This is a genomic window from Altererythrobacter litoralis (assembly GCF_036324225.1).
GTDB lineage: Bacteria > Pseudomonadota > Alphaproteobacteria > Sphingomonadales > Sphingomonadaceae > Erythrobacter > Erythrobacter litoralis_A.
Genome location: NZ_JAZDQV010000001.1, coordinates 314,859 through 341,387 on the forward strand (window position 1 = coordinate 314,859; position 26,529 = coordinate 341,387).

A 26,529-nucleotide genomic window follows, 5' to 3' on the forward strand; every position below is an offset into this window, starting at 1 on the left:
GGGTCGGTACCGGGCTCACGGATTTTCCGACAGGAAACGTTCGAGTTCCGCTTTCCAAAGCTTCGGGCGGCTATGCGTGCCGTGGCCATAGGTTTCCGCCGATGCCGGTATCAGCACGAAGCGCGCATGCGGCATCTGCTGCGCCAGCGCTTCAGGGTCGCCAAGCCCCGGCGGATTGATGAAATCGTCGGCCGAATTGATCCATAGCACGGGCGCAGTGATCAAGTGCAGTTGCGGCGCAGGGTTGTAATTTCGCGAACTGTCGAGCTGGTAGATCGCATCATTGGGGTCGACATTTCGCGCGGCGACTGCCTCCCGCGCGCGATGAAGCGCTTCCACGGCGGCATCGCGGGTCGGCAACTCCGCCTGCATGCGATAGGGATTGCTGCCAGCCAGCAGCAGGATGTTGGCATTGGTAGCTTGGCCTGTGCGGAGCGCCGATCCATCGGCATAATCGCCGCCGCGATACTCCGGATCGTTCCTGAATCCGTCTATAACCATCTGGCGGAACATGCGGTTGCGACCGGCGATCTCGATCGCATTACACGCCAGCGGCACAAAGCGCTCGACGAAGCCGGGATAGCTCGGCCCCCAGACGAAGGAATGCATGCAGCCCATTGACGTGCCGAGCACGAGATAGAGCCGGTCTACGCCAAGGCCTTCGGTCAGTATGCGATGCTGGGCCAGCACCATGTCGCTGTAATCATAACGCGGGAATTGCGCCCGCAGCCCGTCGCTGGGCTTGGAACTTTGCCCATGGCCAAGATTGTCGGGCGATATGATGTAATATTTGCCGATATCGAACAGCTGGCCTTCGCCGAACAGTTCGTCTCCGAAATGAGGGGCCAGCAATGAAGTGCCGTTACCGCCCGTTCCGTGAAGCAGCATTATGGCATTGGTGACACGGCCTTCGCTGTCGCGCCGGGGCGTACCCAGCGTGTAGACATGCATCTTCACCGAAGGCAGCTTTTCGCCGGTGTGGAAGGTGAAATCGGGCAGCTCGATCGTGTGCTGCTGAGCCTTAGCGACCCAGTCCTGTGCCTGCAGCGGCATTGCCAGGGCCAGTCCGACAAGCAACACGAGCGAACAAAAGAGACGTGCGAAAGCTTTCATGGTCGATCCATTCATTGTCCGAAACTCGGTTCGCTGGCGACACGCGCCGCTTCGCGCGCCGCGGCGATCAGGGCTCCTGCCTTGGCCTTGCATTCGGCCAGTTCGTAATCCGGTTCGCTGTCGGCAACGATCCCGGCGCCAGCCTGGACATTCATTACCCCGTCCTTCACGACTGCGGTGCGCAGCACGATGCAGCTGTCGACTGAACCGTCAGGCGCGAAATAGCCGACGCCCCCGGCGTAAGCTCCGCGCGCTTCAGGTTCCAGCTCGGCAATGATCTGGCACGCGCGGATCTTGGGTGCGCCGCTGACGGTCCCCGCGGGGAAACCTGCGAACAGGGCATCGATCGCATCGCGCGACGGATCGAGCTGGCCCACGACATTGCTGACGATATGCATCACATGGCTGTAGCGTTCGATGGTGAAGCTATCGGTAACGGCGACGGTGCCGCGCGCTGCCACCCTGCCGACATCATTGCGCCCCAGATCGAGCAGCATGAGATGCTCGGCGCGTTCCTTCGGATCGGCAAGCAGGCTGGCTTCGTTGGCGACATCCTCTGCCGGGGTGGCGCCACGCGGGCGCGTGCCGGCGATGGGCCTGATCGTGACTTCTCCGTGCCTTACGCGGACGAGAATTTCGGGGCTGGAGCCGACCACCGCGAAGCCGGGCAGGTCGAGGAAATAGAGGAAGGGCGAAGGGTTCACGCGCCGTAGAGCGCGATAGAGTTCGATCGGCGGGAGCGGGAAGGGGCAGGTGAAGCGCTGCGCCAGCACGACCTGGAAGATGTCGCCCGCAGTGATGTATTCCTTCGCGCGCAGCACCATGGCCTTGTAATCGTCCGCCGCCATGGCCGGTTCGAGCGCCATTTCGGGCAGGTCGGCGGCCTTGCTGCGTAGTGCGGCGGCGCTTCCAAGGCGAAGCAGTGCTTCGTCGATCCGCTCGCCCGCACGCTCGATTGCCGCTGCCGGATCGGCCGCCTGCCAGATCGGCGCGATTGCGAAGAGCGTGTCGGTCAGCCCGTCGAACACGAAGATAAGGGTGGGGCGCACGAACAGCATGTCCGGCAATTCGAGCGGGCTTGCCGGGGCACGCGGGAGGTCCTCCACCAGCCCTACGGTTTCGAAGCCGAAATAGCCGACGAGGCAGGCGAGCGCAGGCGGCAGTTCCTCTGGCACGTCGATGCGGCAGGCATCGGCCAGCGCACGCAATGAGGCAAGGCTGCCCGTTTCGCAGGGGCTGAATGCGGCGCGGTCATGCTGCCACTGCCGGTTGATCTCAGCCTCGTCTCCGCTGGCGCGGAACACCAGGTCCGGATCGAGCCCGAGCAGGCTGTACCGCCCTCGCACTTCGCCGCCTTCGACCGATTCGAGCAGGAAATCGCCGCGTTCCGGCTCGATCAGCTTGGCCGCGGCCCCGACCGGGGTTTCCGTGTCAGCGATGACTTTGCGCCAGACGAGGGCAGGCTTGCCGGCGGCAAGCGCCTCGCTGGCTGCGGCGGCATTAGCCGGGAGGTGCGTTCGCGTGGCGTATGGCAAACGCCCCGCTCCCTCAGTTTTCGCCGGTGAGCTGGCGCCGCACTGCGTCGACCGCTGCCTGGTTGGTTTCAACCCCGAGTTCGGCCCGCATCGCATTGGTCAGCTGTTCGGACAATTCGTCGCCGATCGCGCCGCGCAATTGCTGCCGCGCGGCAACGATCAGCGGATCGTTGGCGGCGACTTCCGGTGTCTCGATATCGGCGAGGTCGACCACGAACCAGCCAAGATTGTTGGGCGCCTCGAGCCGCTTGGTTGTGCCTTCCGCCATGCTGAACAGGAGCGCCAAGGCTGGTGGGATTTGTTGCCCCTGCGCCAGCAGCTCCTCACGATTCAGGCTGACGTTGTCGACCGGCGGCAGGGCGACCTTTTCGCCTGCAAGCGCGGCGGCAAGTGTGGTGTCGCCCTTCATCCGGCCCAGCACCCGATCGGCCGCTTCGCGCGCCTTCTTGGCGCCTTCCGACAGGCGCCAGTCGACCACGACGCGCTGGCGGATATCGGCCAGCGGTGCCGCGGCCGAAGGAGTAATCTCGGACACTTCGAAGATGATGTAGTTCGCGCCGCGTTCTAGCTCTGCCAGCTGCGGCTCGCCTTCATCCATCTGGAAGGCTGTGCCCAATGCCCCGCGCAATTGCGGTGCGATCGACTGGCTCGGATTGCCGAACACGCGCCCGTCCGCAGTGAGCGGCGGAGTAGTGTTGGCTTCCACGCCAAGCTGCTGGGCGATCTGCGAGAATGCGACACCGTCGTCGATCTGCTCTTCGATCCGTGCGCTGAGGTCCGCGAGAGCCGCGGCACGCTTTTCTACCAGCAATGCGGCTGTGATTTCGGGTGTGACCGAAGCGAGCGAGCGTTCGGCTATCCGGTTCACATTGTCTACCCGCACGACGTACCAGCCCAGTGTACTGCGCGCTGGCACTGCGATCTGGCCGCTTGGCGCCGCAAAAGCTGCTGCAGCAACATCGGCTCCGGCAAGATTGGCATAGGCAGCCTGGTCGAACGGGCCGACCCTTGTGGTGCTGAAGCCTGCTTCGCGAGCGACCGCTTCGAGCGATGCGCCTGCCGCTACCCGCTGGCGCAGCGCGTTTGCCGCATCCTGCGTCGGCACGATCAGCTGGGTAAAGCTACGGTCTTCGCGCGCAGAATACTGTGCCTTGTCGCGCTCGTAGCGCGCGGCGATTTCGGCAGCTGTGGGGGTGATGCTGCTATCGAGGCTGTCGACGCCGAAAGTCGCATAGCGCAGCGCGCGCCGTTCGGGCAGGACATAATTCGCGCGGTTCGCCTTGTAGAAGGCATCAAGCTGCGCGGCACTGGGCTCGCCGGTCGGTGCGAACACCGCGCTCGGTATGAAGCCCACGGTGCCATCGCGGCGTTCACGCAGCAGCGCGGCATAAAGCATCGCCATTTTCTGCGGCATCTGCACACCGCTGAGTGCAGGGACGAAGATCTGGCGTGCGAGCAGGCTGTCGGCCAGGTCGCGGCGCACGATGGCTTCGCTCAACCCTTGCTGGCGCAGCGCCGCCTGGAAAGCGTCATTGCTGAAATTGCCGTCGGGCCCGCGGAAGGCGCCGATCTGCAGGATTTCGCTGTTCACGAGGTTTGCGCCCGCGCGCATCCCGTACTTCTCTGCATAGGCCCCGACAGCAGAGCGATCGATCATCTGCTTGAGCACTTCATCGAGCCCGCCCTGCGCGATGAAGCTGGCCATGGTGATCGTCGGGTTCTCTTGCCGGACCTGGTCCATCGCCGAATTTGCCGAGCGGAAGAAATCGGCGGTGCCGATCTTTTCGCTGCCGACCACCGCTACGCGGTCGCCGCCGGAGACCCCGCCGAAGGTGCCGGTATTCGCGACATCGCTGCTGGCGAAGGCGAAGGCGATCAGGGCAAGGAAGCCGAGGGTCAGGCCAAGGCCAAGCTTGGAACCGAAGAACTGGCGAAAGAAGGTGATCATGAAAGACGGGGTCCGCGACTGCTGTTCCCGCAGGGATGCGGGGAAGTGACTATCGGCGTGCGCTTTATCGGCCCTGAGGTCTTGCCGCAACAGGTGACAAACGGTTTTGACTGGATTGGAAAGGTCGGCTAGCGGGGCCCGCCCTGCAGACCCTATATCTAGGGGCTGGATTCGCAACAGACAGGAATACGAGATGGCCGGCAGGCCCTATATTGTTGGCAATTGGAAAATGAACGGCACGCGCGCGATGCTGTCCGAAGCGCGCGCGATCGATCGTGCGGCGCAGCGGCACATGAAGGTCGAAGTCGCGCTGGCGCCTCCCTACACGCTGATCCACGCGGTTCACCGCGAAGTGGAGCAGATCGGAGTGGGCGCGCAGGATTGCCATCCGGGCATCGATGGCGCCTTCACTGGTGACATTTCCGCCACAATGCTGGCCGATGCCGGGGCGAAATTCGTGATCGTCGGCCATAGCGAACGGCGCGTGGGTCATGGCGAAAGCAATGATCTGGTGCGCGAAAAGGCGCAGGCTGCGCTCGACGCTGGCATGCGCGTGATCATGTGCTGCGGCGAAGATGCACCGACGCGCGACGCCGGCAAGGCGATCCAGTTCGTCACCGGCCAGCTCAAGGCCTCGCTTCCCGAAATGGCCGATGCAGGCGAGCGGCTGACCGTTGCCTACGAGCCCATCTGGGCGATCGGCACCGGCAACAATGCCACGACCGACGACATTTCCGAGATGCATCGCGAAATCCGCAAGCTGCTCGTCTCGCTCTATGGCGAAGAGCAGGGCAGCGCGGTGCGCATCCTCTATGGCGGCTCGGTCAAGCCTGACAACGCCAAGGCTATCCTTGCTGCCGATGAAGTGAACGGCGCATTGGTTGGCGGCGCCAGCCTGACGGCTGACAGCTTCATGGGCATCGCACTTGCGGCGGGTGACGCGCACGAGGGCTGATCCGCTCCTGCGCGCTGCACTTGTCCAATACGCTTCGCGGCCCTAAATGCGGGCCAGCAACCGAAAGTAGATGAATATGTCGCTATTCCTGTTCCTGACCGTCGTCCAGGCGATCGTCGCCGCCGCATTGGTGGGCGTGATCCTGATGCAACGCTCCGAAGGCGGTGGTTTGGGCATAGGCGGCAGCCCTGGCGGGCTGATGGGCGCGCGCGGCGCGGCTGACTTCCTCACCCGCTCGACCCGCTGGCTGGCGATCCTGTTCGTCGTTCTTTCGATCGCGCTTGCCGCTGTCGCAGTAGAAACCACCGGCGGTGACGAAATCAGCTCGACGCTCGATCGCACCGTGGTTCCCGCGGCTCCAGTCGATCCGCTGGCTCCGACGGGCGATCCGCTTGGTGCACCTGTGCAGCAGGCACCGGCGACACCGGCCGATCCGCTCTCCGGCGCGACCGAATAATCCACCTAAATCGTGCGATTGTGGATTGCGGAGGTTTCCGCAGTCCAATTCGCTTGCATCGAATCCGTTTCACCGATTAAGGCCCGACTCCCATGGCGCGGTACATATTTATCACCGGCGGCGTGGTCTCCTCGCTCGGAAAAGGTCTCATGGCAGCGAGCCTCGGCGCTCTGCTGCAGGCGCGCGGATTCAAGGTCCGCATTCGCAAGTTTGATCCCTATCTCAATGTCGATCCGGGCACCATGAGCCCGTATCAGCACGGTGAGGTCTATGTGACCGACGACGGGGCAGAGACCGATCTCGACCTTGGCCACTATGAGCGCTTCACTGGCGTTTCCGCGCGGCAGAGCGACAACATCACTTCAGGCCGGGTTTATCGCGACATCATCGCGAAGGAGCGGCGCGGCGACTATCTGGGCGCAACCGTGCAGGTGATCCCGCACGTGACCGATGCGATCAAGGAATTCGCGCTCGCAGGTCAGGACGATCACGATTTCATCCTGTGCGAGATCGGCGGCACCGTGGGCGACATCGAATCGCTGCCGTTCATGGAAGCGATCCGCCAGCTCAGGAACGAGCTCGAACCGTTCCAGACCGTTTCGGTTCACGTCACGCTGGTTCCCTATATTGCAGCGGCAGGCGAGTTGAAGACCAAGCCCACGCAGCATTCGGTGCGCGAACTGGCCAGCCTGGGCATCAAGCCCGACGTGCTGCTGTGCCGCGCCGAACATCCGATTCCCGCTGGCGAGCGGCGCAAGATCGCCCAATTCTGCAACGTCCGCGCCGAAGCGGTCATTCCCGCGCTCGATGCGCCGTCGATCTATTCGGTGCCCCTGCAATACCATCAGGAAGGGCTCGATGCGGAAGTGCTGCGCGCCTTCGGCATAACCGATGCGCCTGAGCCCAATCTGTCGGCGTGGGAAGATGTGACCGACCGCTATTTCAACCCCGAAGGCGAAGTCACCATCGGCGTGGTCGGCAAATACGTCGGCCTGCCGGATGCCTACAAGAGCCTCAACGAAGCGCTGGTCCACGGCGGGCTCGCCAACCGGGCCAAGGTCAACATCCGCTGGATCGACGCCGAGATCTTCGAGCAGGGTGACGCTGACATCGCGGCGCAGCTTGAGCCGCTGCATGCCATATTGGTGCCGGGCGGTTTCGGCGAGCGCGGCAGCGAAGGAAAAATCGCCAGCGTGCGGTTCGCGCGAGAGCGCAATGTGCCTTTCTTCGGTATCTGCCTGGGCATGCAAATGGCCTGTATCGAAGCCGCGCGGGCCGCTGGCTTTGAGAAAGCTTCATCGACCGAATTCGGTGAAACCAGCGAACCGGTGGTGGGCATCATCAGTGAATGGATGAGCCAGGAAGGCTTGCAGACCCGCGAAGCAGGCGGCGATTTGGGCGGCACCATGCGGCTCGGGGCATATGAGGCGAAGCTCTCCGCCAATAGCCATGTCTCGCAGATTTATGGCGGAGCCACTTCGATCTCGGAGCGGCACAGGCATCGCTACGAAGTGAACAGCCGCTATATCGAGCCGCTCGAGGCTGAAGGGCTGATTTTCTCGGGGATGTCGCCCGACGGATTACTGCCCGAAATCGTCGAGAGGCCCGATCATCCGTGGTTCGTCGGGGTGCAGTTCCATCCCGAGCTCAAGTCCAAGCCGTTCGACCCGCACCCGCTCTTCGCCGGGTTCGTGGCGGCTGCATTGGAACAGTCGCGCCTCGTTTGACCCCTATTTGGGGGACACAAGTGTGTGAAAGTCCGAGTTAGTTCGAAAAACTTCGGTCAGCCAACCTGCTGATATGCGGGGTGAAATGCATTTTTCGCGAGCCGGCGTCATTTAATGTCGGATTCTTACAAGGCATGCGCACATTTCTTGCGCAAGATAACGATCACACTCGAGCAAAAGCTTGGTTTTACGACGGACTTTTTTCGGGGTGGGGTAAAGAAGTTCTGCCCAACAGGATTACCGCCGCGCGAAATTTTCGCAGGCGCAAAGAGCTCGCACCGGCCGGTGTCGTCTTCTGCGACCCGGACGTCACAGGCTGGACGAGGCGACCATGAGTCGCAGAGGGGGCGGACCAACGATCCGCCCCCTTTTCATTTGTCTTCGGCTTTGTGTTTGTTCCGCAATCAGGCGGCGTCGACCGCGTCGTCGCCGGTGGGCACGGCCTTGAGCCGGGTCTGCCCGTTCACGGCAATCTTCTTCGGCTTCATCGCTTCGGGCACTTCGCGCAGCAGTTCGATCGTCAGAAGACCGTCAGCGAGGTCAGCGCTTTCTACGCGGACATAATCCGCCAGTTCGAAGCGGCGTTCGAAGCCGCGATTGGCAATTCCGACATGCAGCAATTCACCCGCGGGCGCTTCATCGCGGCGCTTGCCCTGGATCACCAGCAGGTTCTGCTGGGCAGTGATATCGATGTCTTCCGGGCGGAAGCCGGCGACGGCCAGCGTGATGCGATAGCGATCTTCGCTGCGCCGCTCGATGTTGAAGGGGGGGTAATTGTCGCCCGAATTGAGCCGCGCCTGGTTTTCGAGGAGGTCGAACAGGCGGTCGAAACCGACGGTGCTGCGGCGATAGGGGGTAAGATCGAAACGTGACATGGTACAAATCCTCACTTGAGCAATTTGACGTTTTCAGGACCTGCACGAGGCAGCATCCCGGCGTGATGTTGTTCGCCCCCATTGCGGCGGGCGGCAACATCATCCAGATAAGGGACACACCAGAGCTTTCAAGAGGCTGTGGCAGCCACCGCAGCAAGGAAATTAGCAGCAGTTCAAGGATCGAAGGATCGCAACGGGAATGACAACACCGAAAGTCGAAATCTACACCAAGTTCGCATGCGGATATTGCGTCAGGGCCAAGCACCTGCTCGACCGCAAGGGTGTCGACTACACGGAATATGACATTACTATGGGTGGGCCCAAGCGCGCCGAAATGCTTGAGCGTGCGCCCAATGCGATGACTGTGCCGCAGATCTTCATTGGCGACTACCACGTCGGCGGGTCGGACGATCTGGCCGCGCTCGAACGCGAGGGCAAGCTCGACGCCTTGCTGGCGGGCTGACCGGCGCCATGCCGCGGATCGCTGTCTTGCAGATGTGCTCGGGGATCGACCCTGAAGCCAATGCCGCGACGCTTGTGTCAGCGATTGGCGAAGCGAAGGCGGGCGGGGCGGAGATCCTCTTCACGCCGGAGATGAGTGGCCTGCTTGATCGCGACCGGCAGCGCGGGGCCAAACATATCGTTCCCGAAGCGGACAATCCCGTGCTGGCGGCTGTCTGCACTGCCGCGGCAGGTGCCGGGATAAATGTCGCACTCGGTTCGCTGGCGATTGCTCGCAGCGATGGCCGTTGGGCCAACCGCAGCTTCCTGATCGGGCCGGACGGTGCCGTTCGCGCCCGTTACGACAAGATCCACATGTTCGACGTTGCGCTGGCAACTGGCGAGAGCTGGCGCGAAAGCGCAGCCTATGCTCCGGGCGAGGAAGTGGTGACGGTGGAGGATACGCCGCTGGGTCGGCTCGGCCTTACCATTTGCTACGATCTCCGCTTCCCGGCGCTGTTCGAGAAATTGGGGCGGCGACGCTGCGATGCCATCGCGATTCCCGCCGCCTTTACCGTGCCGACCGGAAAGGCGCATTGGCACGTGCTGCAGCGCGCCCGCGCAATCGAGGCCAGTGCCTTCGTCATTGCCGCCGCGCAGGTCGGGCACCACGAGGACGGGCGGACGACCTATGGTCATTCGCTGGTGGTCGATCCGTGGGGCGAAGTGTTGCTCGATATGGGTGGCCCGGAAGATGGAAGCGGGCCCGGGTTGGGCTTTGCCGATATCGATCTTTCGCGCCTTGCCGAAGTGCGCGAACAACTGCCGAGCCTTGCCAACCGCCGTCCGATCGCCAAATAGGCGCTGCAATGATCGTGTATGACCTTATCTGCGACGACGGCCATCGTTTCGAGGGCTGGTTCGGTTCATCCGGCGATTATGCCGAGCAGCGCGAGCGCGGGCTTGTGTCCTGCCCGCAATGCGGCAGCGGCGAGGTGAACAAGGCGCCGATGGCTCCGGCGGTCCCGGCCAAGGGCAATACGCGAAGCGATCACACCGCTCCCGCCAGCCAGCAAGTCGCGAACCGTCCTTTGCCAGCCGAAGTGCAGCAGGCGCTGGCGAAACTCGCCGAAGCGCAGGCCAAAGTGCTCAAGCAAAGCACCTGGGTAGGTGACAAGTTCGCGGAAGTATCGCGCAAGATGCATTATGGCGAAGCGGACGAGAAACCGATCCACGGGCGCGCTAGCGTGGAGGAAGCACAGGGCCTCGCCGACGAAGGAATCCCGGTAGCGCCCCTGCCATTTCCGATCGCGCCGCCTGACGAACTCAACTGATTGCTTTAGCGGCGTCTCGTGCCTAAACGGGCCCCGGGCGCCCGTAGCTCAGCAGGATAGAGCACCAGATTCCTAATCTGGGGGCCACAGGTTCGAATCCTGTCGGGCGCACCATTTCCTCCAGGCGATGAAGGCGAGCATGAAATTGATCGCCGACGCGCACACGACCATCGCGCAGGTCGCTCCCCATCCGCCCCAATCGTATGACGCGGTGCCGAGAATGCTCCCGGTCCCGCCGCCGATGAACATGATGACGACGTAGATCGTGGTCAGCCGAGTGCGGATTTCCGGCGCAAGCGAAAGGAAGGTCATTCGCCCGGTCACGTCGACCCCGGGCCCGACCAGATTGACGATGATCAGCGGCACGATAATCGCCGGCGCACCGGTGCCGAAAGGGTAGAGCAGCGACGTGCCGACGAGTTGCAGCACGGTCAGCATGAAGCGTGCGCGGCGCGGCCCCACCCGGTCTGCCCAGCGCCCGATCCGCGGCGTCGACATGACGCTGACGGCGGCGATGCCGGCGAGATAACCCACTGTATCGACGCCATAGCCCATCTCCGGGCTGGTCAGGTGCAGGGCAAGCGCCAGCCATGTGGCCGTGAACATTGCGAAGTTCAGCCCCTGGATCGAGGCCGAAAGCAAGACTTCGCGGTGCTGGCGGGCGAGGGTGAACACGCTGGCCAGCAAGTTGCCATAGCTGCCCTGTGGACGTTTCTCGCTCGCGGTCTCGCTGCGCATGGAGATCGGCAGGAACAGCGTGACTGCCACCATCAGTGTGGCGGCGATCCAGTAGACCGTACGCCAGCCATAATGTTCGGCCACGATGCCGGAACCTACCCGCGCGACCAGTATTCCGAAGATCACGCCTGCAGCGAGCAGCGCCGTGACCTGGCCCAGCCGCTCAGGTGCTACCCGCTTCGAAGCGAAGGCGGGCAGGAGATAGGGGGCAATCGTGACGAAGCCCAAAAAGGTCGATGCGAGAGTGAAGAGCGCGAACTCGCCCGCCAGCGCCATTCCAATCATGGCCATGCTCTGCAGGCTCACGAACAGGATGCACAGGCTGCGGTTGGAATAGCGATCGCCCAGCGGCAGCAGCAGGAATATCCCGAGTGCGAGCGCCACCTGGTTGAGCGCGGGTACGATCCCGATCGCCGCGTGATCGACCCCGAAAGTGCGCGCCACTTCGCCGATGATCGGGTGGATGTAATAGGCATTCGCAGTGACCACAGCGGTCGTTGCGGCGAGCCCGTATTCCTGCGCGCGGCTGAGATAGGCTGGCGCGCTCATCTGTCACTCGTTCCCTTCAACTCGCGCCGGAGATCAGGCCTCCGCCCCCGAGCGATCGCCCAGCGGAACCTGCTGCTTGAAGGTGTGCGTAACATAGGGGAAGGGGATTTCGATCCCCGCATTATCGAGAGCCTGCTTGATCGCGCGCACGATCTTGTCGCGGCTTTCGTGCCCGTCGCGCGGAGATGAACCGGCCCACCAACGCACAAGGAAGTCGATCGAGCTGGTGTTGAACTCGCTCGCAAACACATCGATGCCTTTGGCCACATCGACGGCGTCGACCGTTTCGACGGCCTTGCGGATAACTTCGGCCGCCTTGTCGAGATCGGTGTCGTAGGACACGCCCACTACGACGGTGTGGCAGCGCTGGTCGACGTCGGTGAGGATTTCGACCGGGTTCTTGAACAGGATCGAATTGGGCACCACCGTCAGTTCGCCCGATGCGGCGCGGATATGCGTTTCTCGCAGGGTGATGTGCTCGACCTCGCCGCTGATGCCTTCGCATTCGATCACATCGCCGATGCGCATTTTTTCGCGCAGCATGATCAGCACGCCGGCCAGGAAGTTTTCGAAGATATCCTGGAAAGCGAAGCCGATGGCGACTGCGCCAATGCCGAGCCCGGCAAACAGGCTACCCGGCGTCAGGTCAGGGAAGATGACAATTGCGGCGATAGTGAAGCCCAACAGCCATATGCCGAGCTTCACCAAAGTTTCGGTAAGGTTGCGGAGCGAGGGCCTGAGTTCGGCCTTGCCGGTGATCTTGTCGGTGATCTTCACCGCCGATCCGGCAACGATGCCCGTCAGCAGCAGCACGATAATGGCGATCACGATCACGGGGATGGTCGCGACGAAACCGTTCCACATATTGGTGACCTGATAGTCGATCTGGCTGATCATCTGCGTTTTCCCCTTTGCCTTCCTTATGGATAGAGCAGCCATGTGCTCGTGCAAGGGCCGATGGTTCCGCCGCAATAGCAAACTGATGAGGTGGACTTGCGCGCCGCACTTGGGCAAGCAGCCCGCAAGACAGGCAAGGGCAACCGAAAAACATGCACGAAAGCGAAGAACTGGCCGAAATCCGCCGCGCGGTGCGTGCGCTGTGTGACGAGTTTCCGGGAGAATATTGGCGCGAGAAGGATCGCACGCGCGACTATCCCGCCGAATTCGTCGATGCTCTGACCCGTTCGGGCTTCCTTGCCGCGCTGATCCCCGAGGAGTTCGGTGGCAGCGGACTGAAGCTTGATGCGGCGGCGGTGATCATGGAGGAAATCCAGGCATCGGGCTGCAATGGCGGCGCGGCGCATGCGCAAATGTACATCATGAACACGCTGCTGCGCTATGGCAGCGAAGCGCAGAAGGCCGAGTATCTTCCCAAGATCGCGAGCGGCGAGTTAAGATTGCAGGCCTTCGGCGTGTCCGAGCCCACCAGCGGCACCGACACTTTGTCGCTTAAGACGCGGGCAGTCCGTGACGGCGATCACTATGTCGTCAACGGGCAGAAGATTTGGACCAGCCGGGCCGAACATTCGGACCTGATGCTGCTGCTGGCGCGCACCACCCCGCGCGACCAGGTCGAGAAACGCACCGAGGGGCTTTCGATCTTCCTCGTCGATATGCGCGAGGTCGTCGGCAAGGGGATGACCATCAAGCCCATTCGCACGATGATGAACCATTCGACCTGCGAAGTGTTTTTCGACGATATGCGTATCCCCGCTTCGAGCCTGATCGGCGAGGAGGGGAAGGGTTTCCGCTACATACTTTCGGGCATGAACGCCGAGCGAATCCTGATCGGGGCGGAATGCATCGGCGATGCGAAGTGGTTCATCGAGAAGGCGAAGGCCTATGCCGGGGATCGTTCCGTGTTCGGGCGGCCGATCGGGCAGAACCAGGGTGTGCAGTTCCCGATTGCGCGTTGTTATGCGCAGATGCGCGCCGCCGAATTGATGGTCCATTATGCGGCGCAGGTTTACGACAAGGGCGGCAATCCGGGCGAAGAAGCCAATATGGCCAAGATGCTCGCATCGGAAGCGAGCTGGGCCGCGGCGGACATGTGCGTGCAGACCTTCGGAGGATTCGGATTCGCCGAGGAATATGACGTGGAGCGCAAGTTCCGCGAGGCGCGGCTTTACACCGTTGCACCCATCTCGACGAATTTGATCCTCTCCTATCTGGCCGAACATGTGCTCGGCCTGCCGCGTTCTTACTGATTTGCAGCACAAACCGCTTGATCGACTGCGTTAACTGTGATTCTGTGGTGTTAATGCGAAACGCGGGATCAAAGCGGCGCGTGCCGAAAGAACAGCTTCGCCAGGGCTTGGCCCTTGGCGTGCTGCTGATCCTAAGCGCATTGGCGATTGCCGGGCCGTCGGGCCTGCTTGCGTGGAACGACAATGAGAAACTGCTCGACCAGCGCCAGGCGCAGGTCGCGCAGCTGACGCAGGAACGCGACCTCCTCAAGAACAAGGTCGCTCGCCTTAACCCCGATGGTGCGGACCCCGACCTGGTGGGCGAATTGCTGCGGCGCAATCTCAACGTCGTGCATCCAGACGAGATCGTGATCACGCTTGAGGACGAGACGTCCGAAGCCAGGTAACCTTAAGCTGAAGATTTCGTATGCAAGAACCGCGCTTGACGTTGCGTCAACGTGAAGCTTGCGCCTATAGCGACACCCATTCCCACCTCCCCGGGACGAACAAGAACTGCAAGGATTTGAGCGTTGGCCAAACCCGCGAAGAAGCGCACATCGTCGCCCAGCAAATCGGCGTCGGACGATCTGGAATTCAAACTTCACTCGCTGCAGGATTCGCATGACAAGAATCCGCGCTACGCCGCGAGCGTGGAGGAAATGCTGCACTTCTATGAGCAGATGCTGCTTATCCGCCGTTTCGAGGAAAAGGCCGGCCAGCTTTATGGCCTCGGCCTGATCGGGGGCTTCTGCCACCTCTACATCGGGCAGGAAGCGGTTGCTGTGGGGCTCCAGTCGGCACTGACCGAAGGGCTCGATAGCGTGATCACCGGCTATCGCGACCATGGCCACATGCTGGCCTATAGCATTGATCCCAACGTCATCATGGCTGAGCTGACCGGGCGCCAGGCCGGGATTTCGAAGGGCAAGGGTGGGTCGATGCACATGTTCTCGACCGAGCACAAATTCTACGGCGGGCACGGCATCGTCGGTGCGCAGGTAGCGCTGGGCGGCGGGCTCGCGCTCGCGCACAAGTACAATGAGGATGGCGGGCTGTGCCTTGCCTATTTCGGTGACGGCGCGGCGAACCAGGGCCAAGTCTATGAGACCTTTAACATGGCTTCGCTGTGGAACCTGCCGATCGTCTTCGTGGTAGAGAACAATCAGTATGCCATGGGCACGGCAGTGCGGCGCAGCTCGGCCGAAACCGAGTTTCACCGCCGCGGCACGGCGTTCCGCATTCCGGGCATGAAGGTCAACGGGATGGACGTGCTCGAAGTGCGCGGCGCCGCCGAAATCGCCTTCAAGCATGTGCGCGAGGGCAAGGGCCCGGTGCTGATGGAGCTCAACACCTATCGCTATCGCGGCCACTCGATGTCCGACCCGGCGAAATATCGCAGCCGTGAGGAAGTGCAGGATGTGCGCGAACACAAGGACCCGATCGAAGGCCTCAAGAAAGTGCTGCTCGAAATGGGCAAGACGGAAGACAACCTGAAGGCGATCGACAAGGCGATCCGTGCGCGCGTGGCCGAAAGCGCCGATTTTGCGGAGACTTCGCCGGAACCCGATGCGACCGAACTCTACACCGATGTATTGGTGGAGGAGTATTGAGCCATGGCTATCGAACTCAAGATGCCCGCGCTGTCGCCCACCATGGAAGAGGGCACGCTTGCCCGCTGGCTGAAGAAGGAAGGCGACCAGATCGCACCCGGCGACATTATCGCCGAGATCGAAACCGACAAGGCGACGATGGAATTCGAAGCCATCGACGACGGCGTGCTCGGCAAGATCATGGTGCCCGAAGGAACGGAAAACGTGAAGGTCGGCACAGTGATCGCACTGCTCGAAGGCGAGGGCGGAGCGGAAGCTCCCGCTGAAGCGGCTCCGGCGCCTGCTCCCGAGCCTGCACCGGCACCTGCCGCAGCGCCCGTTCGCCCGGCCGCGACTGTTGCCAAGGCAGATCCGGCAATCCCCGAAGGCACCAGCTTCACCAGCACTTCGGTGCGCGAAGCCCTTCGTGACGGGATGGCGGAGGAAATGCGCCGTGACCCGCGCGTGTTCGTGATGGGCGAGGAAGTCGCCGAATATCAGGGTGCCTACAAGGTGACGCAGGGCCTGCTCGACGAGTTCGGGCCCAAGCGCGTGATCGACACTCCGATTACCGAATATGGCTTCGCCGGGATCGGCGCTGGCGCTGCGATGGGCGGCCTCCGCCCGATCGTCGAATTCATGACGTTCAACTTCGCCATGCAGGCAATCGACCACATCATCAATTCGGCAGCCAAGACCAACTACATGTCGGGCGGCCAGATGCGCTGCCCGGTTGTGTTCCGCGGCCCGAATGGCGCAGCGAGCCGTGTCGGCGCGCAGCACAGCCAGAACTATGGCCCCTGGTACGCCTCAGTCCCCGGCCTGATCGTGATCGCTCCCTATGACAGCGCTGACGCCAAGGGGCTGATGAAGGCCGCGATCCGCAGCGAAGACCCGGTCGTCTTCCTCGAAAACGAGCTGGTCTATGGCCGCAGTTTCGACGTGCCCGATCTTGACGATTACGTGCTGCCGATCGGCAAGGCGCGGATCATGCGCGAAGGCAAGGACGTTACGATCGTAAGCTATTCGATCGGCGTCGGGCTGGCGCTTGATGCTGCGGCCCAGCTGGCCGAGGAAGGCATCGATGCCGAAGTGATCGACCTGCGCACGCTGCGCCCGCTCGACAAGGAAGCTATCCTCACTTCGCTCGCCAAGACCAACCGCATGGTGATCGCGGAGGAAGGCTGGCCCACCTGCTCGATCGCGTCAGAAGTCATGGCGATATGCATGGAAGACGGGTTCGACCATCTCGATGCGCCGGTGCTGCGCGTTTGCGATGAGGACGTGCCGTTGCCCTATGCGGCTAATCTCGAGAAGCTGGCCATCATCGATGCTCCGCGGATCGTCGCGGCAGCGAAGAAGGTCTGTTACCGCAGGTAAGGCGTTGCGATCCGTCAGTCTTCGAGCAGGAAGATCGGCCGGTTGTATGCGATCTGTGGATCCGGGATACCCAGGAACCCGATGATGATCGGAACCTGGTAACGGATCTGCAGGTTCAGCTCCTTTGCCCCGGCCACTCGCTGAGGCGAGGCATCGAGCACAGTGGCTTCCACCCGCGTGTGATCGAGCAGGTATGGCGCGCTGCGCGCAGTTGAGAGCGCGAAGGTCCTGATTTGCGAATTGCTCAGCTTGTTGCCGGTTTCGTACTGGACCATGGCATAGCGTGCGACTTCGGCTGACACGTTCCGGACAGCGTTATAGTTCTGCATGCCGATCCCGACCTGAAACACGCCAAGCAACATCGTGATCATGATTGTGGCGAGCAGGCCGAATTCGACCGCGACGGCACCGTCGCGCGACTTGCGAAGCTTGCGAGAGAAGCGAGCGAGCCGGATCATGAGATGAACACCAGTCGTTCAACACGGTAATTGATCGGGCTGCCGACTCCGAACTGCGTCCAGGTCGGCGTGTAGGTGTCGGTCACCACAACTTCTATATAGTCGTAGACGGCAACTCCCGGCGTGCAAGAGCTGTCCTGCGCGACGATATCTTCGTCAGTGCCGCAGCGGAACTTCTGCACGACAGTCACCTGATCGGGTTCGAGGCCGACCGAAGCCCTGACGACATCGCGTACAGTGGTCCGCTGTGTGGCAGTCGTTGGCGGCGATGCGCGCACGATCGCCGCAGCTTCGGCAACCGCCGTCTGCAATTCGGTCTGACGCGCGACAATGCGGCTCGATTCGAATCCACCGAGTGCCATCAGGATCAACACCGGGGCGACGATGGCTGTTTCGATCACCATCGAGCCACGCTCATCCTTGCGCAGGGCGGCCAGTGTGCGGGTAGACCGGGCCATCATGCGACAAGCCTCACATTTGGCTTCGTTACGCCGACAATTGTGTCCTCGCTCATTCCGGGTGGGCAGAACGTCGACATGTCAAGGTTGCCGGTCATGGTGATCGTGCTTGCGGCGATCATCAGGCACTGGCTGGTCACGCTTGCCGTACCCGACATCGAGATATTGCTTACCGGGAGATAGACCGCGCCGTTCAGCACAGTCGCGGCATTCCCGTTGATCATATTGCCGCTATTGCCCTCGGAATTGCGGTCTTCGAAGATCAGCATCCCGGCGAGCTTGTTCGCCTGCTCCCGCGGCACGCCGCGTGCGGTAAGATCGGAAGCCTGGATCGCGGTGAGGTTGATGTTTGCGCCCCCGTTGATCTTGAGTCCGGCGCCATTCTTGAGCACGAACATCACGTTCGATCCGGTCACCTGGTACTGTCCGTTGATCTCCAACTCGCCGCCGTCGAGGATGTAGACGCCAGTCGCAAAGGTGGTGTCGCACCGTACCTTCAGGTCGGTATATGTTCCCGGGACCACTGCCGCAGCATTTCCGCCGCCGGAAACATTGATGTCCGAATAGGTCTTTGTTTCTTCGCGCGTCTCGACCTCCCAGATCGTGTTGTTGCCGGTGCCGGTCAACTTGTCCCAGTTCGAATTCGTCGTCGTGACCGCGCCAGCGGTCGTACCCTCGGGCACCACGACATCGTCTTGGGAAGAATTGCTGGTGTAACCAGACTTGGGCGTTGCCCATCCTGTCGGGCTTGCGCTGGTTCGACCCGAGCCCTTGTAATAGGAATAGCTGACGTTGAGCGTCGAGATGATGTCCGCAGTCGTAGTCGCGCGGCTTCGCACGCAGTTGTAGGTGCGGTTCACCTGGCTTTCGGCCGGGTTGGGTGGGCTCAGTTCGGCAAACGGATCCTCAAGGCCATCGACATATTCGAGGATCGTGTCGTCGGTATTTTCGTCGAACCAGTCGTCGATGCCGCCCGCGGCGAGAACCCAGCCTGCGTCGATGGTGGGGCTGCCATTGACGGTGACCGCTTCATCCGACTTCGACAGCGCGGCGAGGCCGCATTGCGCCGTAAGCACTGTCGAACCGCCGATCGTGATCGCGCCGTCTGCCTCTTCGTCGACCGCGACGAGGCAGCTGGTGTAGGTTGTTCCGTCCTCGAACTTGGCCTGGGCATAGGCGCGAATGGTCACCCCTTTGCCCGTGAGGAAGCTGGAGAAGGGAAGTGTTCTGGAGGCCGTGACCGTAACCGCGACGCTGTTCTGAACACCGCCGGCATAGTTGGCTAGGGTGACTTCCGGCGTCCCCACAAATTCGCCGGTTTGCTGGACGTTGGCATTGAATTCCTGGATCGCGCGGACGTCGTAAGTGTCTTCGGTGTCTTCAACCGCACGGGCCCATGCTCCGGCGACGGCGGCCTGGTCAGCTGCGAACTGCATTTCGCGCTTCCACATATACCACTGCGCGGTGTCCACGGCGAAACCGGTTCCACCGATCAATGCCGGCATGCCCAGCGCAACCATCAGCGTTGCATTGCCACTGGTCGAGCGACACAGCCGCTTTTTGAAATCACGCAGGAATGCCATTGCGCCCGTACCTTCTCATTGAAGCTGGGCTGTTACGCTCTAGCCTGTAATTGCATCGCTAAACTGCATGGTTAACGGTGCGTTATGAAATCAGAAAAAACGACAATGCCTTGGGCCCTTGGCCGCAATGCCAATGGTTGACACAACCCTGTGGTGTGTATGAACCCCTCGCGTATGGATACCGCCCTGATAGCCGAATTTCCGCCCGAACAGCGCATGGCGATCGCGCATTCTCATGCGGTTTTGCGCCCGATGATGGCAGCTTGGTTCGCGCTTGACCGCAGGTTGGGGCAGCTTGTCGCGAAGAGCAGCGAGCCAATGCTGGGCCAGATGCGGCTCGCCTGGTGGCGCGAAGCATTGGGCAGGGCCGTTGCTGAGCGCCCTTCGGGGGATGTCACGCTCGATGCTGTCAGCATGCATTGGGCTGGAGCGGAAGCGCCGCTGCTCAAACTCGTCGAAGCATGGGAAGAGTTTCTCGTTGCAGATCGCCTCACCGGCGAATTTGCAGCTCGGTTCTGCCTAGGGAGGGCAGAACCGGCCCGTCACCTCACGGAGAAATATGGAGCCGATACAGGTGAGCGTGTGCATGCCGCGGGCGTTCGCTGGGCGGCTGCGGATGCCGCCTCGCATGTTCGTAATGATAGCGAACGACAGGCCCTTATCGCTGCTGGCATCGGGCACGCGAATGCTGCAGGGGTAATTCCCCGGGACTTACGCGGATTGGCGGTGCTTGAGGCGCTGGCGCTGCGATCAATGAAGCGAGGAGGGCGCCCATTGATGGAGGGAAGGGGCGCTGCGCTGATCGCGCTGCGCGTGTGTTTGCTAGGCCGTTGAAACCGCTGTATCCTGCCTGCTCGCGAGAGAAGAGGGTCGTATGTCGCGCATTTTACTGGGTTTGTTCCTTGGCCTGATGCTGGCCAGCGTGGGGCTCTATTGGTGGCAGGGAAGGGCGGAAGTCGAGGCCAATGCGCCGCCTCCGCCGTTGCCAGAGCCGCTGCGCGATTCCAATAGCTTGCCGATCGGCGATCCAGCCGATCTCACCGGACCGGAACCACCGGAAGCAAGCGAATTGACGCGCGAGCAGCGTCGTTTCTTCCGCTACGATCGCAATCGCGACCTGGTGATCACGCGCAACGAGATGCTTTCAACGCGTAGCGAAGCTTTTCGTGCGCTCGACAAGGACGGGAATAATCTCCTGACCTTCGAGGAATGGGCCGTAACCACCGCCGACCGGTTCGATACGGCGGATGCCGACGGCAATGGCAGGCTTACCGCAAAGGAATTCGCCACAACCGCCCCGAAGGCTCCGGCGCGTCGCCCTGCCTGTAAGTGCTGAGGATTAGGCTGGCACCGCCTCGCCGATGGTGCCGAGCCAGTCGCCGAAATCCTGCTTGGCCCGGCCAGTGTAGGCCTCCTTGCGCGCCTTCTTCTTCACGTCATGCAGCGGCGGAAACAGGCCGAAATTGACGTTCATGGGCTGGAATGTCTCGGCCTCGGCATCGCCGGTAATGTGACTCAGCAAGGCCCCCATCGCGGTAGTGGTGGGAAGCGGAGCCCATTCGCGTCCGGCCAGTTCGAACGCAGCCATCATGCCCGCGATGAGGCCGACAGCGCTGCTTTCGACATAGCCTTCGCATCCGGTCACCTGCCCGGCGAAGCGGACATGCGGTGCATTGCGCAGCCGGAGCTGCCGGTCGAGCACCAGCGGAGAATTGAGGAATGTGTTGCGGTGAAGGCCGCCAAGCCGCGCGAATTCGGCATTCTCCAGCCCGGGGATGGTACGGAACAGCTCGATCTGGGCACCGTATTTGAGCTTGGTCTGGAAGCCGACCATGTTCCATAGCGTGCCGAGCTTATTGTCCTGTCGCAACTGGACGACGGCATAAGGCCAGCGGCCCTGCGGGAATTCGGGCGTAGCGTCGCGCGGGTTGTCGAGTCCGACCGGTTTCATCGGCCCGAAGCGCAGAGTATCGACACCGCGCTCAGCCATCACTTCGATCGGCATGCAGCCGTCGAAATAGGGCGTTTCCTTTTCCCACTCGCGGAACTCGGTCTTTTCGCCATCCAGCAGCCCCTGATGAAAAGCGAGATATTGCTCCTTTGTCATCGGGCAGTTGATGTAGTCGCCATCCTCATTTGAGGCTTCCGTGCGCTTGTTCCAGCGCGACTGGATCCAGGCGATGTCCATGTCGATGCTGTCGCGGTGGACGATCGGTGCGATGGCATCGAAGAATGCCAGGCGTTCCTGCCCCGTCGCGGCGACGATGCTGTCAGCCAGCGCTTGCGCGGTGAGTGGGCCGGTCGCGACGATGGTCATCCCGGAATCCGGCAAGCTATCGATCCGCTCTCGCACCACGGTGATATTGGGATGCTCTGAGAGCGTCCGCGTGACCTCGTTCGAGAACACATCGCGGTCTACGGCCATTGCGCTGCCCGCCGGCACGCGCGCCAATTCTCCGGCGCGCATGATGAGCGAATCGAGCCGCCTCATTTCATGGTGCAGCAGGCCCACCGCGTTCTTCTCGTCATCGTCGGAGCGGAAACTGTTCGAGCAGACCAGTTCGGCGAGACCGTCCGTCTGGTGTGCCGGCGTCATCTCGCCGGAACCGCGCATTTCCGAAAGGCGGACCTTGAAGCCGCGCTTCGCGAGTTGCCACGCAGCCTCGCTGCCCGCGAGCCCGCCGCCGATTATGTGAACGTCATGAGTGGTGGATTGGTGCATTTCGGGCTGCACCTAGAGCTTGCTCCCGTGATTCATCAAGTCCAAGACTGCGCCGATAGGGAGAAACCATGCCCAAACGCGCGTTGATCGAACATCGCCCCTGGCTGCTTGCGAGCATAGTCGCGGCGCTTGCCTTCTATTTCGTACAGGACAGCGTTCTGGCCGAAATATGGCGGACCGCGATCAAGGGGCTCGCGGTCGGCTGCCTCGCGTTCTACGCGATCCGTCGTGCCAACGGGACCAATGCTACCCTGATCGCTGCCGTAATGATGTTCGGTGCGCTGGGCGATATGGGCATCGAGTTTGATTTCAGATTGGGCGGCGGGCTGTTCTTCGTAGGACATTTGATTGCGACCTGGTTGTACCTGCGCAATCCGCGCGAGCATCATGCCGTGAGCCAGACGGCGCTGGCGGCGGCTCTGCTGGTCGGTACGCCGCTGGTGAGCTGGTTCCTGAGCGGGGACGCGATGGTCACGCTCTATGCGGCGGCGCTGGGTTTGATGGCGGCAACCGCCTGGATGAGCCGCTTTCCTCGATACCGTGTGGGCATCGGTGCCGTGCTGTTCGTTGTGTCGGACTGGCTTATCTTCAGCAATCTGGGCACGTTCGACCTTGGCGTTTTGCCCGACTATTTGATCTGGCCGTGCTACTTCGGCGGGCAGTTCCTTATCGCGACCGGCGTGGTGCAGACTTTGCGCCACGAATTGGCTGAGGAAGACGATCAGCTGCCGTAAGCAGCAATTGTGGTGCGGTGCAATTCGCGGCGGTGGCCTTCGTAACCGCCGGTGGCCTTGTGCAACACGCTGCGGTTGTCCCAGATCACCAGCATTCCCGGTTCCCACCGGTGGCGATAGGTGAACTCTTCGCGCCCCTGCCACTTTGCCAGTTCTGAAAGTAGTGCCATCGTCTCGGCCTGTGCCATGCCCTCGATGGCGATGATATAGCCCAAGGTAGAGAACAGCGCTTCCTCGCCGGTTTCCGGATGACGCTGGACCAAAGGATGCGTTTGGGTGGCGCGTGCGCTTTCATTCGGCCGGATCGCCATCGAGCGGCCCTCGTCCTTCTCGCCATATGCCCCTTCGGGCGCATAGGCCAATTGCGCGCTATGGATCGCGGTGAGCGTCCTGAGATAGGCTTTCCGCCCTTCGGGTAGCGCGGCAAAGGCCGCAATCTGATCGGCGAACAGCGTGTCTCCGCCAATCGGCGGTATATCCACGGAGAGCAGGCAAGTGCCGGCAGGCGGGCGGGGCAGGAAGCTCCAGTCGCTATGCCAGTTTTCCGCGAACAAAGGCGTCTTTTCGTCGGCCTCTCGCAGGATTGCAGCGATATGCTCGCGCCCTTCGATAGGTGCGAAGAAGGGATCCTCGCCAAACCCGCCCATTGCGACAGTGAAGCGCTCAAGCGCGTCATCGTCCATTTGCTGCCCGGGAAATGCCAATACCCGGTGCTCAAGCCATGCCCGTCGAATTTCCGATATCAGTTCGGACGACAGCTCCCCGCCAAGGTCAACCCCGGTGACGCGCGCACCGCAAGCTTGCCCTGACGGGGTGACTGTCATGTTCATCCCCCCGGTTCGCCCTCGATATCCGAGTCGGACTGCGGCGGGGTGTAAGGTTCGGTTTCGGCAGCGCCGCGCCCAACCATTTCCTCGACGACAGCCTCTTCGGCTTCATTCTCGGGTTCTTCGGTCTCGTCGATCAACACCGCGCTGACGATGGTTTCGCCCTCGGCCACGTTGAACAGGCGCACGCCTGCGGAACTGCGCCCGATGACCCGGAAGGCCTTTTCAGCGGCATCGCCCTCTTCGGTGAGATGGCGCAGGTCCAGCGGCAGGCGGATCAGCTTGGCCTGGTCGGTCACGAGCATCAGTTGCTGGCCATGGCGCACGGGGAAGCTTGCCACCACCGGCCCATTGCGGCGGATGTTGTCGATATTGGTGATGCCCTGGCCGCCACGCCCGATCCGGCGATATTCGTAGGCTGACGAGACCTTGCCATAGCCATTGGCGCAGACAGTGAGGATGAACTGCTCGCGTTCCTGCAATTCGGCGACACGATCGGCAGCCAGCTCGGGCTCCCCTTCCTTCTCCGCCTTCCATGGGGCGAAACGGAGGTACTGCTCGCGTTCTTCGGCATCGGTGCCGACGCGGTGCAGGATCGAAAGCGAGACGACTTCATCGTCGCCCTTCAGATTCATGCCGCGTACGCCGGTGGAAGTGCGCGACTGGAATTCGCGCACATCGTCCCCGGCAAAGCGGATCGCCTTGCCCTGCTTGCTGGCCAGCAACACGTCGTCGCTTGCTTCGAGCAAGGCCACGCCGATCAGGCGATCATCGCTGTCCTCGTCGAACTTCATGGCAAATTTGCCGTTCGAGGGGATGTTGGTGAAGGCGTCCATCCCGTTGCGGCGGACATTGCCCTTGGCCGTGGCGAACACCACGCTCAGCGCGCCCCAGCTATCCTCATCCTCGGGCAGCGGCAGCACAGTGCGGATGGTTTCGCCATCGTCGAGGGCAGGGAGCATATTGACAATCGGCCGACCGCGCGTGTTGGGGCCGCCTTCAGGCAGCTTCCATACCTTGAGGCGATAGACCTTGCCCGCAGTCGAGAAGAACAGCACCGGATTGTGCGTGCTGGTCACGAACATCTCGGCAATGGCATCCTCATCCTTGGTGGACATGCCGGCGCGGCCCTTGCCGCCGCGACGCTGCGCCCGGAAGGTCGAAAGCGGCGTGCGCTTGATGTAGCCATCGAGCGTTACCGTCACGACCATGTCCTCGCGCTCGATCAGGTCTTCGTCTTCGAGCCCGTCCCACGCAGGTGCGATTTCGGACATGCGCGGCGTGGCATAGGTGGCGCGAACTTCCTCGAGTTCGCCGCGCATCACGCGATAGAGCTTCACGCGATCGGCCAGGATCGAGAGATATTCCTCGATCGCCAGCGACAGTTCCTTGAGCTCGTCGCCGATCTCGTCGCGGCCCAATGCAGTCAGGCGATGGAGTCGAAGATCGAGAATGGCCTTCACCTGCCGTTCGCTGAGGCGATAGGTGCCGCCTTCCTGCTCGGCATTGGGCTCGATCGCTTCGACCAGCCGGATATACTGGGCGATATCGCCAATCGGCCATTCCTTGGCGAGCAGCTTCGCGCGCGCGTCCGCCGGATTGGACGAACCGCGGATCATCGCAACCACTTCGTCGAGGTTCGACACTGCGACCACGAGGCCCAGCAAGATGTGCGCCCGTTCACGCGCCTTGTTCAGCTCGAACTTGGTGCGGCGCGTAATCACTTCCTCGCGGAAGTTGATGAAGGCCTGGATGAACTCGCGCAGCGTCAGCGTTTCCGGCCTGCCGCCGCGGATCGCGAGCATGTTGGCAGGGAAGCTCGCTTGCGCCGGAGTGTGGCGCCACAACTGGTTGAGCACGACTTCAGGTGTGGCATCGCGCTTGAGGTCGATCACCACGCGCACGCCTTCGCGGCTCGATTCGTCGCGAATGTCGGAAATGCCCTCGATCCGCTTTTCCTTGGCGGCGTCGGCGATTTTCTCGACGAGGCCCGATTTGCCGACCTGATAGGGGATCGAGGTGAGCACGATGGATTGGCGATCGCCGCGACCGGTCTCGATTTCGTGCCGCGCGCGCATCAGGATCGAGCCGCGGCCGGTGGTATAGGCGGCCTTGCTGCCTGATTGGCCCAGGATCAGCGGTCCGGTCGGGAAGTCGGGCCCGGGAATGTAAGCGATCAGTTCTTCGGTCGTGATCGCCGGGTTTTCGATATAGGCAAGGCAGCCGTCGATCACTTCGCCCAGATTGTGCGGCGGCACGTTGGTCGCCATGCCCACCGCAATCCCGCCGGCGCCATTGACCAGCAAATTGGGGAAGCGGGCAGGCAACACGGTCGGCTCGCGGCGCGATCCGTCATAGTTGTCGGTAAAATCGACCGTATCCTTGTCGAGATCGTCGAGCAACGAATTGGCGACGCGGGCAAGGCGCGCTTCGGTGTAACGCATCGATGCCGGTGGATCGGGGTCCATCGAACCGAAGTTGCCCTGGCCGTCGACCAGTGGAACGCGCATCGACCATGGCTGCGTCATACGCGCCAGTGCGTCGTAGATCGCGGCGTCACCGTGCGGGTGGTAGTTACCCATCACGTCGCCAACGATCTTGGCGCTCTTGCGGTAGGGCCTGCCGGCGACGAATCCACCTTCCTGGCTGGCGAAAAGGATGCGCCGGTGCACCGGCTTGAGGCCGTCGCGCACGTCAGGCAGCGCGCGGCTCACGATCACGCTCATCGCGTAATCGAGGTAACTCGTCTTCATCTCGTCGACGATGTCGACGCGCTCGAATTCGCCCAAGGGATGGGGCGGGGGAAGGGTCTCAGTATCGTCGTTCAAATCAGGTCCGATCTAGCTTTGCTTCGGGCCGCAGAAAGGCTTCATCCCATGTAGAGGAGGGGAGCGATTTTCGCCACCGCTCACCGGGATCA

General features: G+C 62.1%; 25 protein-coding genes and 1 tRNA gene. 14 read left to right on the forward strand and 12 right to left on the reverse strand.

What is annotated here, in order from left to right:
* Positions 1–15: 15 nt before the first annotated feature.
* Genes VRS74_RS01530 through VRS74_RS01540 form a run of 3 tightly spaced genes read right to left on the reverse strand, consistent with a single transcriptional unit; the run spans position 16 to position 4,596 of the window.
* The gene (locus VRS74_RS01530; protein WP_354143472.1) at positions 16–1,113 is read right to left on the reverse strand and encodes an alpha/beta fold hydrolase; all 1,098 of its coding nucleotides are present in this window, start codon (positions 1,111–1,113) and stop codon (positions 16–18) included.
* A gap of 11 nt (positions 1,114–1,124) precedes the next feature.
* Positions 1,125–2,648: an anthranilate synthase component I gene (gene trpE, locus VRS74_RS01535; RefSeq protein ID WP_354143473.1), complete on the reverse strand. Its 1,524-nt coding sequence runs from the start codon at positions 2,646–2,648 to the stop codon at positions 1,125–1,127.
* 13 nt (positions 2,649–2,661) lie between these two features.
* Positions 2,662–4,596, reverse strand: a complete 1,935-nt coding sequence (locus VRS74_RS01540) for a peptidylprolyl isomerase (RefSeq protein WP_354143474.1) — start codon at positions 4,594–4,596, stop codon at positions 2,662–2,664.
* Between the two features lie 193 nt (positions 4,597–4,789).
* Here VRS74_RS01540 and tpiA point away from each other — a divergent pair, with 193 nt between their 5' ends.
* The 3 genes from tpiA to pyrG all read left to right on the forward strand — a co-directional run bounded on the left by tpiA (position 4,790) and on the right by pyrG (position 7,735).
* Positions 4,790–5,551 (forward strand): triose-phosphate isomerase, encoded by a 762-nt coding sequence (gene tpiA / locus VRS74_RS01545; RefSeq protein ID WP_354143475.1) that lies wholly within the window; start codon positions 4,790–4,792, stop codon positions 5,549–5,551.
* A 76-nt stretch (positions 5,552–5,627) separates the two neighbouring features.
* Complete coding sequence (gene secG / locus VRS74_RS01550) at positions 5,628–6,008, forward strand: preprotein translocase subunit SecG (protein WP_354143554.1); 381 nt, start codon at positions 5,628–5,630, stop codon at positions 6,006–6,008.
* Between the two features lie 92 nt (positions 6,009–6,100).
* Entirely contained in the window at positions 6,101–7,735 is a 1,635-nt protein-coding gene (gene pyrG, locus VRS74_RS01555; RefSeq protein ID WP_354143476.1) for a CTP synthase, read from the forward strand.
* Between the two features lie 404 nt (positions 7,736–8,139).
* On the opposite strand, the gene VRS74_RS01560 is transcribed toward pyrG, so the two are convergent.
* A complete protein-coding gene (locus tag VRS74_RS01560) occupies positions 8,140–8,610 on the reverse strand; it encodes an Hsp20 family protein (protein ID WP_354143477.1) in 471 nt (156 codons plus the stop codon).
* A gap of 199 nt (positions 8,611–8,809) precedes the next feature.
* On the opposite strand from VRS74_RS01560, the gene grxC reads away from it, so the two are divergent.
* The 4 genes from grxC (at position 8,810) to VRS74_RS01580 (ending at position 10,499) form a co-directional block, all read left to right on the forward strand.
* On the forward strand, positions 8,810–9,073 hold the full coding sequence (gene grxC / locus VRS74_RS01565; protein ID WP_354143478.1) for a glutaredoxin 3: 264 nt from the start codon (positions 8,810–8,812) through the stop codon (positions 9,071–9,073).
* Between the two features lie 8 nt (positions 9,074–9,081).
* The gene (locus tag VRS74_RS01570; protein WP_354143479.1) at positions 9,082–9,912 is read left to right on the forward strand and encodes a carbon-nitrogen hydrolase family protein; all 831 of its coding nucleotides are present in this window, start codon (positions 9,082–9,084) and stop codon (positions 9,910–9,912) included.
* An 8-nt stretch (positions 9,913–9,920) separates the two neighbouring features.
* On the forward strand, positions 9,921–10,385 hold the full coding sequence (locus VRS74_RS01575; protein ID WP_354143480.1) for a DUF1178 family protein: 465 nt from the start codon (positions 9,921–9,923) through the stop codon (positions 10,383–10,385).
* Between the two features lie 37 nt (positions 10,386–10,422).
* A tRNA-Arg gene (locus VRS74_RS01580) sits at positions 10,423–10,499 on the forward strand.
* Here VRS74_RS01580 and VRS74_RS01585 read toward each other — a convergent pair.
* Both VRS74_RS01585 and VRS74_RS01590 read right to left on the reverse strand, forming a co-directional pair.
* On the reverse strand, positions 10,458–11,672 hold the full coding sequence (locus VRS74_RS01585) for an MFS transporter (RefSeq protein ID WP_354143555.1): 1,215 nt from the start codon (positions 11,670–11,672) through the stop codon (positions 10,458–10,460). The genes VRS74_RS01580 and VRS74_RS01585 overlap by 42 nt on opposite strands.
* Before the next feature lie 33 nt (positions 11,673–11,705).
* A complete protein-coding gene (locus VRS74_RS01590) occupies positions 11,706–12,569 on the reverse strand; it encodes a mechanosensitive ion channel family protein (protein ID WP_354143481.1) in 864 nt (287 codons plus the stop codon).
* Between the two features lie 152 nt (positions 12,570–12,721).
* On the opposite strand from VRS74_RS01590, the gene VRS74_RS01595 reads away from it, so the two are divergent.
* The 4 genes from VRS74_RS01595 to VRS74_RS01610 all read left to right on the forward strand — a co-directional run bounded on the left by VRS74_RS01595 (position 12,722) and on the right by VRS74_RS01610 (position 16,827).
* Complete coding sequence (locus VRS74_RS01595) at positions 12,722–13,879, forward strand: acyl-CoA dehydrogenase family protein (protein ID WP_354143482.1); 1,158 nt, start codon at positions 12,722–12,724, stop codon at positions 13,877–13,879.
* Between the two features lie 80 nt (positions 13,880–13,959).
* Positions 13,960–14,265, forward strand: coding sequence for an FtsB family cell division protein (locus tag VRS74_RS01600; RefSeq protein ID WP_354143483.1), 306 nt, complete (start codon positions 13,960–13,962; stop codon positions 14,263–14,265).
* A 123-nt stretch (positions 14,266–14,388) separates the two neighbouring features.
* On the forward strand, positions 14,389–15,468 hold the full coding sequence (gene pdhA / locus VRS74_RS01605; protein ID WP_354143484.1) for a pyruvate dehydrogenase (acetyl-transferring) E1 component subunit alpha: 1,080 nt from the start codon (positions 14,389–14,391) through the stop codon (positions 15,466–15,468).
* Between the two features lie 3 nt (positions 15,469–15,471).
* Complete coding sequence (locus VRS74_RS01610) at positions 15,472–16,827, forward strand: pyruvate dehydrogenase complex E1 component subunit beta (protein ID WP_354143485.1); 1,356 nt, start codon at positions 15,472–15,474, stop codon at positions 16,825–16,827.
* A gap of 14 nt (positions 16,828–16,841) precedes the next feature.
* Here the strand turns inward: VRS74_RS01610 and VRS74_RS01615 are convergent, their stop codons facing one another.
* Genes VRS74_RS01615 through VRS74_RS01625 form a run of 3 tightly spaced genes read right to left on the reverse strand, consistent with a single transcriptional unit; the run spans position 16,842 to position 19,326 of the window.
* The gene (locus tag VRS74_RS01615) at positions 16,842–17,285 is read right to left on the reverse strand and encodes a TadE/TadG family type IV pilus assembly protein (RefSeq protein WP_354143486.1); all 444 of its coding nucleotides are present in this window, start codon (positions 17,283–17,285) and stop codon (positions 16,842–16,844) included.
* Positions 17,282–17,746 carry a TadE/TadG family type IV pilus assembly protein gene (locus tag VRS74_RS01620; RefSeq protein WP_354143487.1) on the reverse strand — a complete coding sequence of 155 codons (465 nt, stop codon included), beginning with the start codon at positions 17,744–17,746 and terminating at the stop codon, positions 17,282–17,284. Before VRS74_RS01620 ends, VRS74_RS01615 begins: the two co-directional genes overlap by 4 nt.
* On the reverse strand, positions 17,743–19,326 hold the full coding sequence (locus VRS74_RS01625; RefSeq protein WP_354143488.1) for a pilus assembly protein TadG-related protein: 1,584 nt from the start codon (positions 19,324–19,326) through the stop codon (positions 17,743–17,745). The genes VRS74_RS01620 and VRS74_RS01625 overlap by 4 nt, the downstream gene beginning before the upstream one ends.
* A gap of 174 nt (positions 19,327–19,500) precedes the next feature.
* On the opposite strand from VRS74_RS01625, the gene VRS74_RS01630 reads away from it, so the two are divergent.
* Complete coding sequence (locus VRS74_RS01630) at positions 19,501–20,160, forward strand: hypothetical protein (RefSeq protein ID WP_354143489.1); 660 nt, start codon at positions 19,501–19,503, stop codon at positions 20,158–20,160.
* A gap of 40 nt (positions 20,161–20,200) precedes the next feature.
* A complete protein-coding gene (locus VRS74_RS01635) occupies positions 20,201–20,662 on the forward strand; it encodes an EF-hand domain-containing protein (RefSeq protein WP_354143490.1) in 462 nt (153 codons plus the stop codon).
* 3 nt (positions 20,663–20,665) lie between these two features.
* On the opposite strand, the gene trmFO is transcribed toward VRS74_RS01635, so the two are convergent.
* Positions 20,666–22,048 carry a methylenetetrahydrofolate--tRNA-(uracil(54)-C(5))-methyltransferase (FADH(2)-oxidizing) TrmFO gene (gene trmFO, locus VRS74_RS01640; RefSeq protein ID WP_354143491.1) on the reverse strand — a complete coding sequence of 461 codons (1,383 nt, stop codon included), beginning with the start codon at positions 22,046–22,048 and terminating at the stop codon, positions 20,666–20,668.
* A gap of 68 nt (positions 22,049–22,116) precedes the next feature.
* Here trmFO and VRS74_RS01645 point away from each other — a divergent pair, with 68 nt between their 5' ends.
* Positions 22,117–22,782 (forward strand): lysoplasmalogenase family protein, encoded by a 666-nt coding sequence (locus VRS74_RS01645; protein ID WP_354143492.1) that lies wholly within the window; start codon positions 22,117–22,119, stop codon positions 22,780–22,782.
* Here the strand turns inward: VRS74_RS01645 and VRS74_RS01650 are convergent.
* Positions 22,770–23,612, reverse strand: coding sequence for a TauD/TfdA dioxygenase family protein (locus VRS74_RS01650; protein WP_354143493.1), 843 nt, complete (start codon positions 23,610–23,612; stop codon positions 22,770–22,772). The genes VRS74_RS01645 and VRS74_RS01650 overlap by 13 nt on opposite strands.
* Complete coding sequence (gene gyrA / locus VRS74_RS01655; RefSeq protein WP_354143494.1) at positions 23,609–26,437, reverse strand: DNA gyrase subunit A; 2,829 nt, start codon at positions 26,435–26,437, stop codon at positions 23,609–23,611. The genes VRS74_RS01650 and gyrA overlap by 4 nt, the downstream gene beginning before the upstream one ends.
* Positions 26,438–26,529: the final 92 nt, after the last annotated feature.

What these genes read in the sequence shown, in the direction of transcription:
- VRS74_RS01530 (WP_354143472.1), bottom strand. Translation starts at nt 1,113, where the DNA reads ATGAAAGCTTTCGCACGTCTCTTTTGTTCGCTCGTGTTGCTTGTCGGA.
- VRS74_RS01575 (WP_354143480.1), top strand. Translation starts at nt 9,921, where the DNA reads ATGATCGTGTATGACCTTATCTGCGACGACGGCCATCGTTTCGAGGGC.
- VRS74_RS01540 (WP_354143474.1), bottom strand. Translation starts at nt 4,596, where the DNA reads ATGATCACCTTCTTTCGCCAGTTCTTCGGTTCCAAGCTTGGCCTTGGC.
- trmFO (WP_354143491.1), bottom strand. Translation starts at nt 22,048, where the DNA reads ATGCACCAATCCACCACTCATGACGTTCACATAATCGGCGGCGGGCTC.
- VRS74_RS01610 (WP_354143485.1), top strand. Translation starts at nt 15,472, where the DNA reads ATGGCTATCGAACTCAAGATGCCCGCGCTGTCGCCCACCATGGAAGAG.
- secG (WP_354143554.1), top strand. Translation starts at nt 5,628, where the DNA reads ATGTCGCTATTCCTGTTCCTGACCGTCGTCCAGGCGATCGTCGCCGCC.
- VRS74_RS01570 (WP_354143479.1), top strand. Translation starts at nt 9,082, where the DNA reads ATGCCGCGGATCGCTGTCTTGCAGATGTGCTCGGGGATCGACCCTGAA.
- VRS74_RS01620 (WP_354143487.1), bottom strand. Translation starts at nt 17,746, where the DNA reads ATGATGGCCCGGTCTACCCGCACACTGGCCGCCCTGCGCAAGGATGAG.
- pyrG (WP_354143476.1), top strand. Translation starts at nt 6,101, where the DNA reads ATGGCGCGGTACATATTTATCACCGGCGGCGTGGTCTCCTCGCTCGGA.
- VRS74_RS01650 (WP_354143493.1), bottom strand. Translation starts at nt 23,612, where the DNA reads ATGAACATGACAGTCACCCCGTCAGGGCAAGCTTGCGGTGCGCGCGTC.
- grxC (WP_354143478.1), top strand. Translation starts at nt 8,810, where the DNA reads ATGACAACACCGAAAGTCGAAATCTACACCAAGTTCGCATGCGGATAT.
- VRS74_RS01560 (WP_354143477.1), bottom strand. Translation starts at nt 8,610, where the DNA reads ATGTCACGTTTCGATCTTACCCCCTATCGCCGCAGCACCGTCGGTTTC.
- VRS74_RS01645 (WP_354143492.1), top strand. Translation starts at nt 22,117, where the DNA reads ATGCCCAAACGCGCGTTGATCGAACATCGCCCCTGGCTGCTTGCGAGC.
- VRS74_RS01590 (WP_354143481.1), bottom strand. Translation starts at nt 12,569, where the DNA reads ATGATCAGCCAGATCGACTATCAGGTCACCAATATGTGGAACGGTTTC.
- VRS74_RS01635 (WP_354143490.1), top strand. Translation starts at nt 20,201, where the DNA reads ATGTCGCGCATTTTACTGGGTTTGTTCCTTGGCCTGATGCTGGCCAGC.
- VRS74_RS01630 (WP_354143489.1), top strand. Translation starts at nt 19,501, where the DNA reads ATGGATACCGCCCTGATAGCCGAATTTCCGCCCGAACAGCGCATGGCG.
- VRS74_RS01625 (WP_354143488.1), bottom strand. Translation starts at nt 19,326, where the DNA reads ATGGCATTCCTGCGTGATTTCAAAAAGCGGCTGTGTCGCTCGACCAGT.
- VRS74_RS01615 (WP_354143486.1), bottom strand. Translation starts at nt 17,285, where the DNA reads ATGATCCGGCTCGCTCGCTTCTCTCGCAAGCTTCGCAAGTCGCGCGAC.
- tpiA (WP_354143475.1), top strand. Translation starts at nt 4,790, where the DNA reads ATGGCCGGCAGGCCCTATATTGTTGGCAATTGGAAAATGAACGGCACG.
- VRS74_RS01585 (WP_354143555.1), bottom strand. Translation starts at nt 11,672, where the DNA reads ATGAGCGCGCCAGCCTATCTCAGCCGCGCGCAGGAATACGGGCTCGCC.
- VRS74_RS01595 (WP_354143482.1), top strand. Translation starts at nt 12,722, where the DNA reads ATGCACGAAAGCGAAGAACTGGCCGAAATCCGCCGCGCGGTGCGTGCG.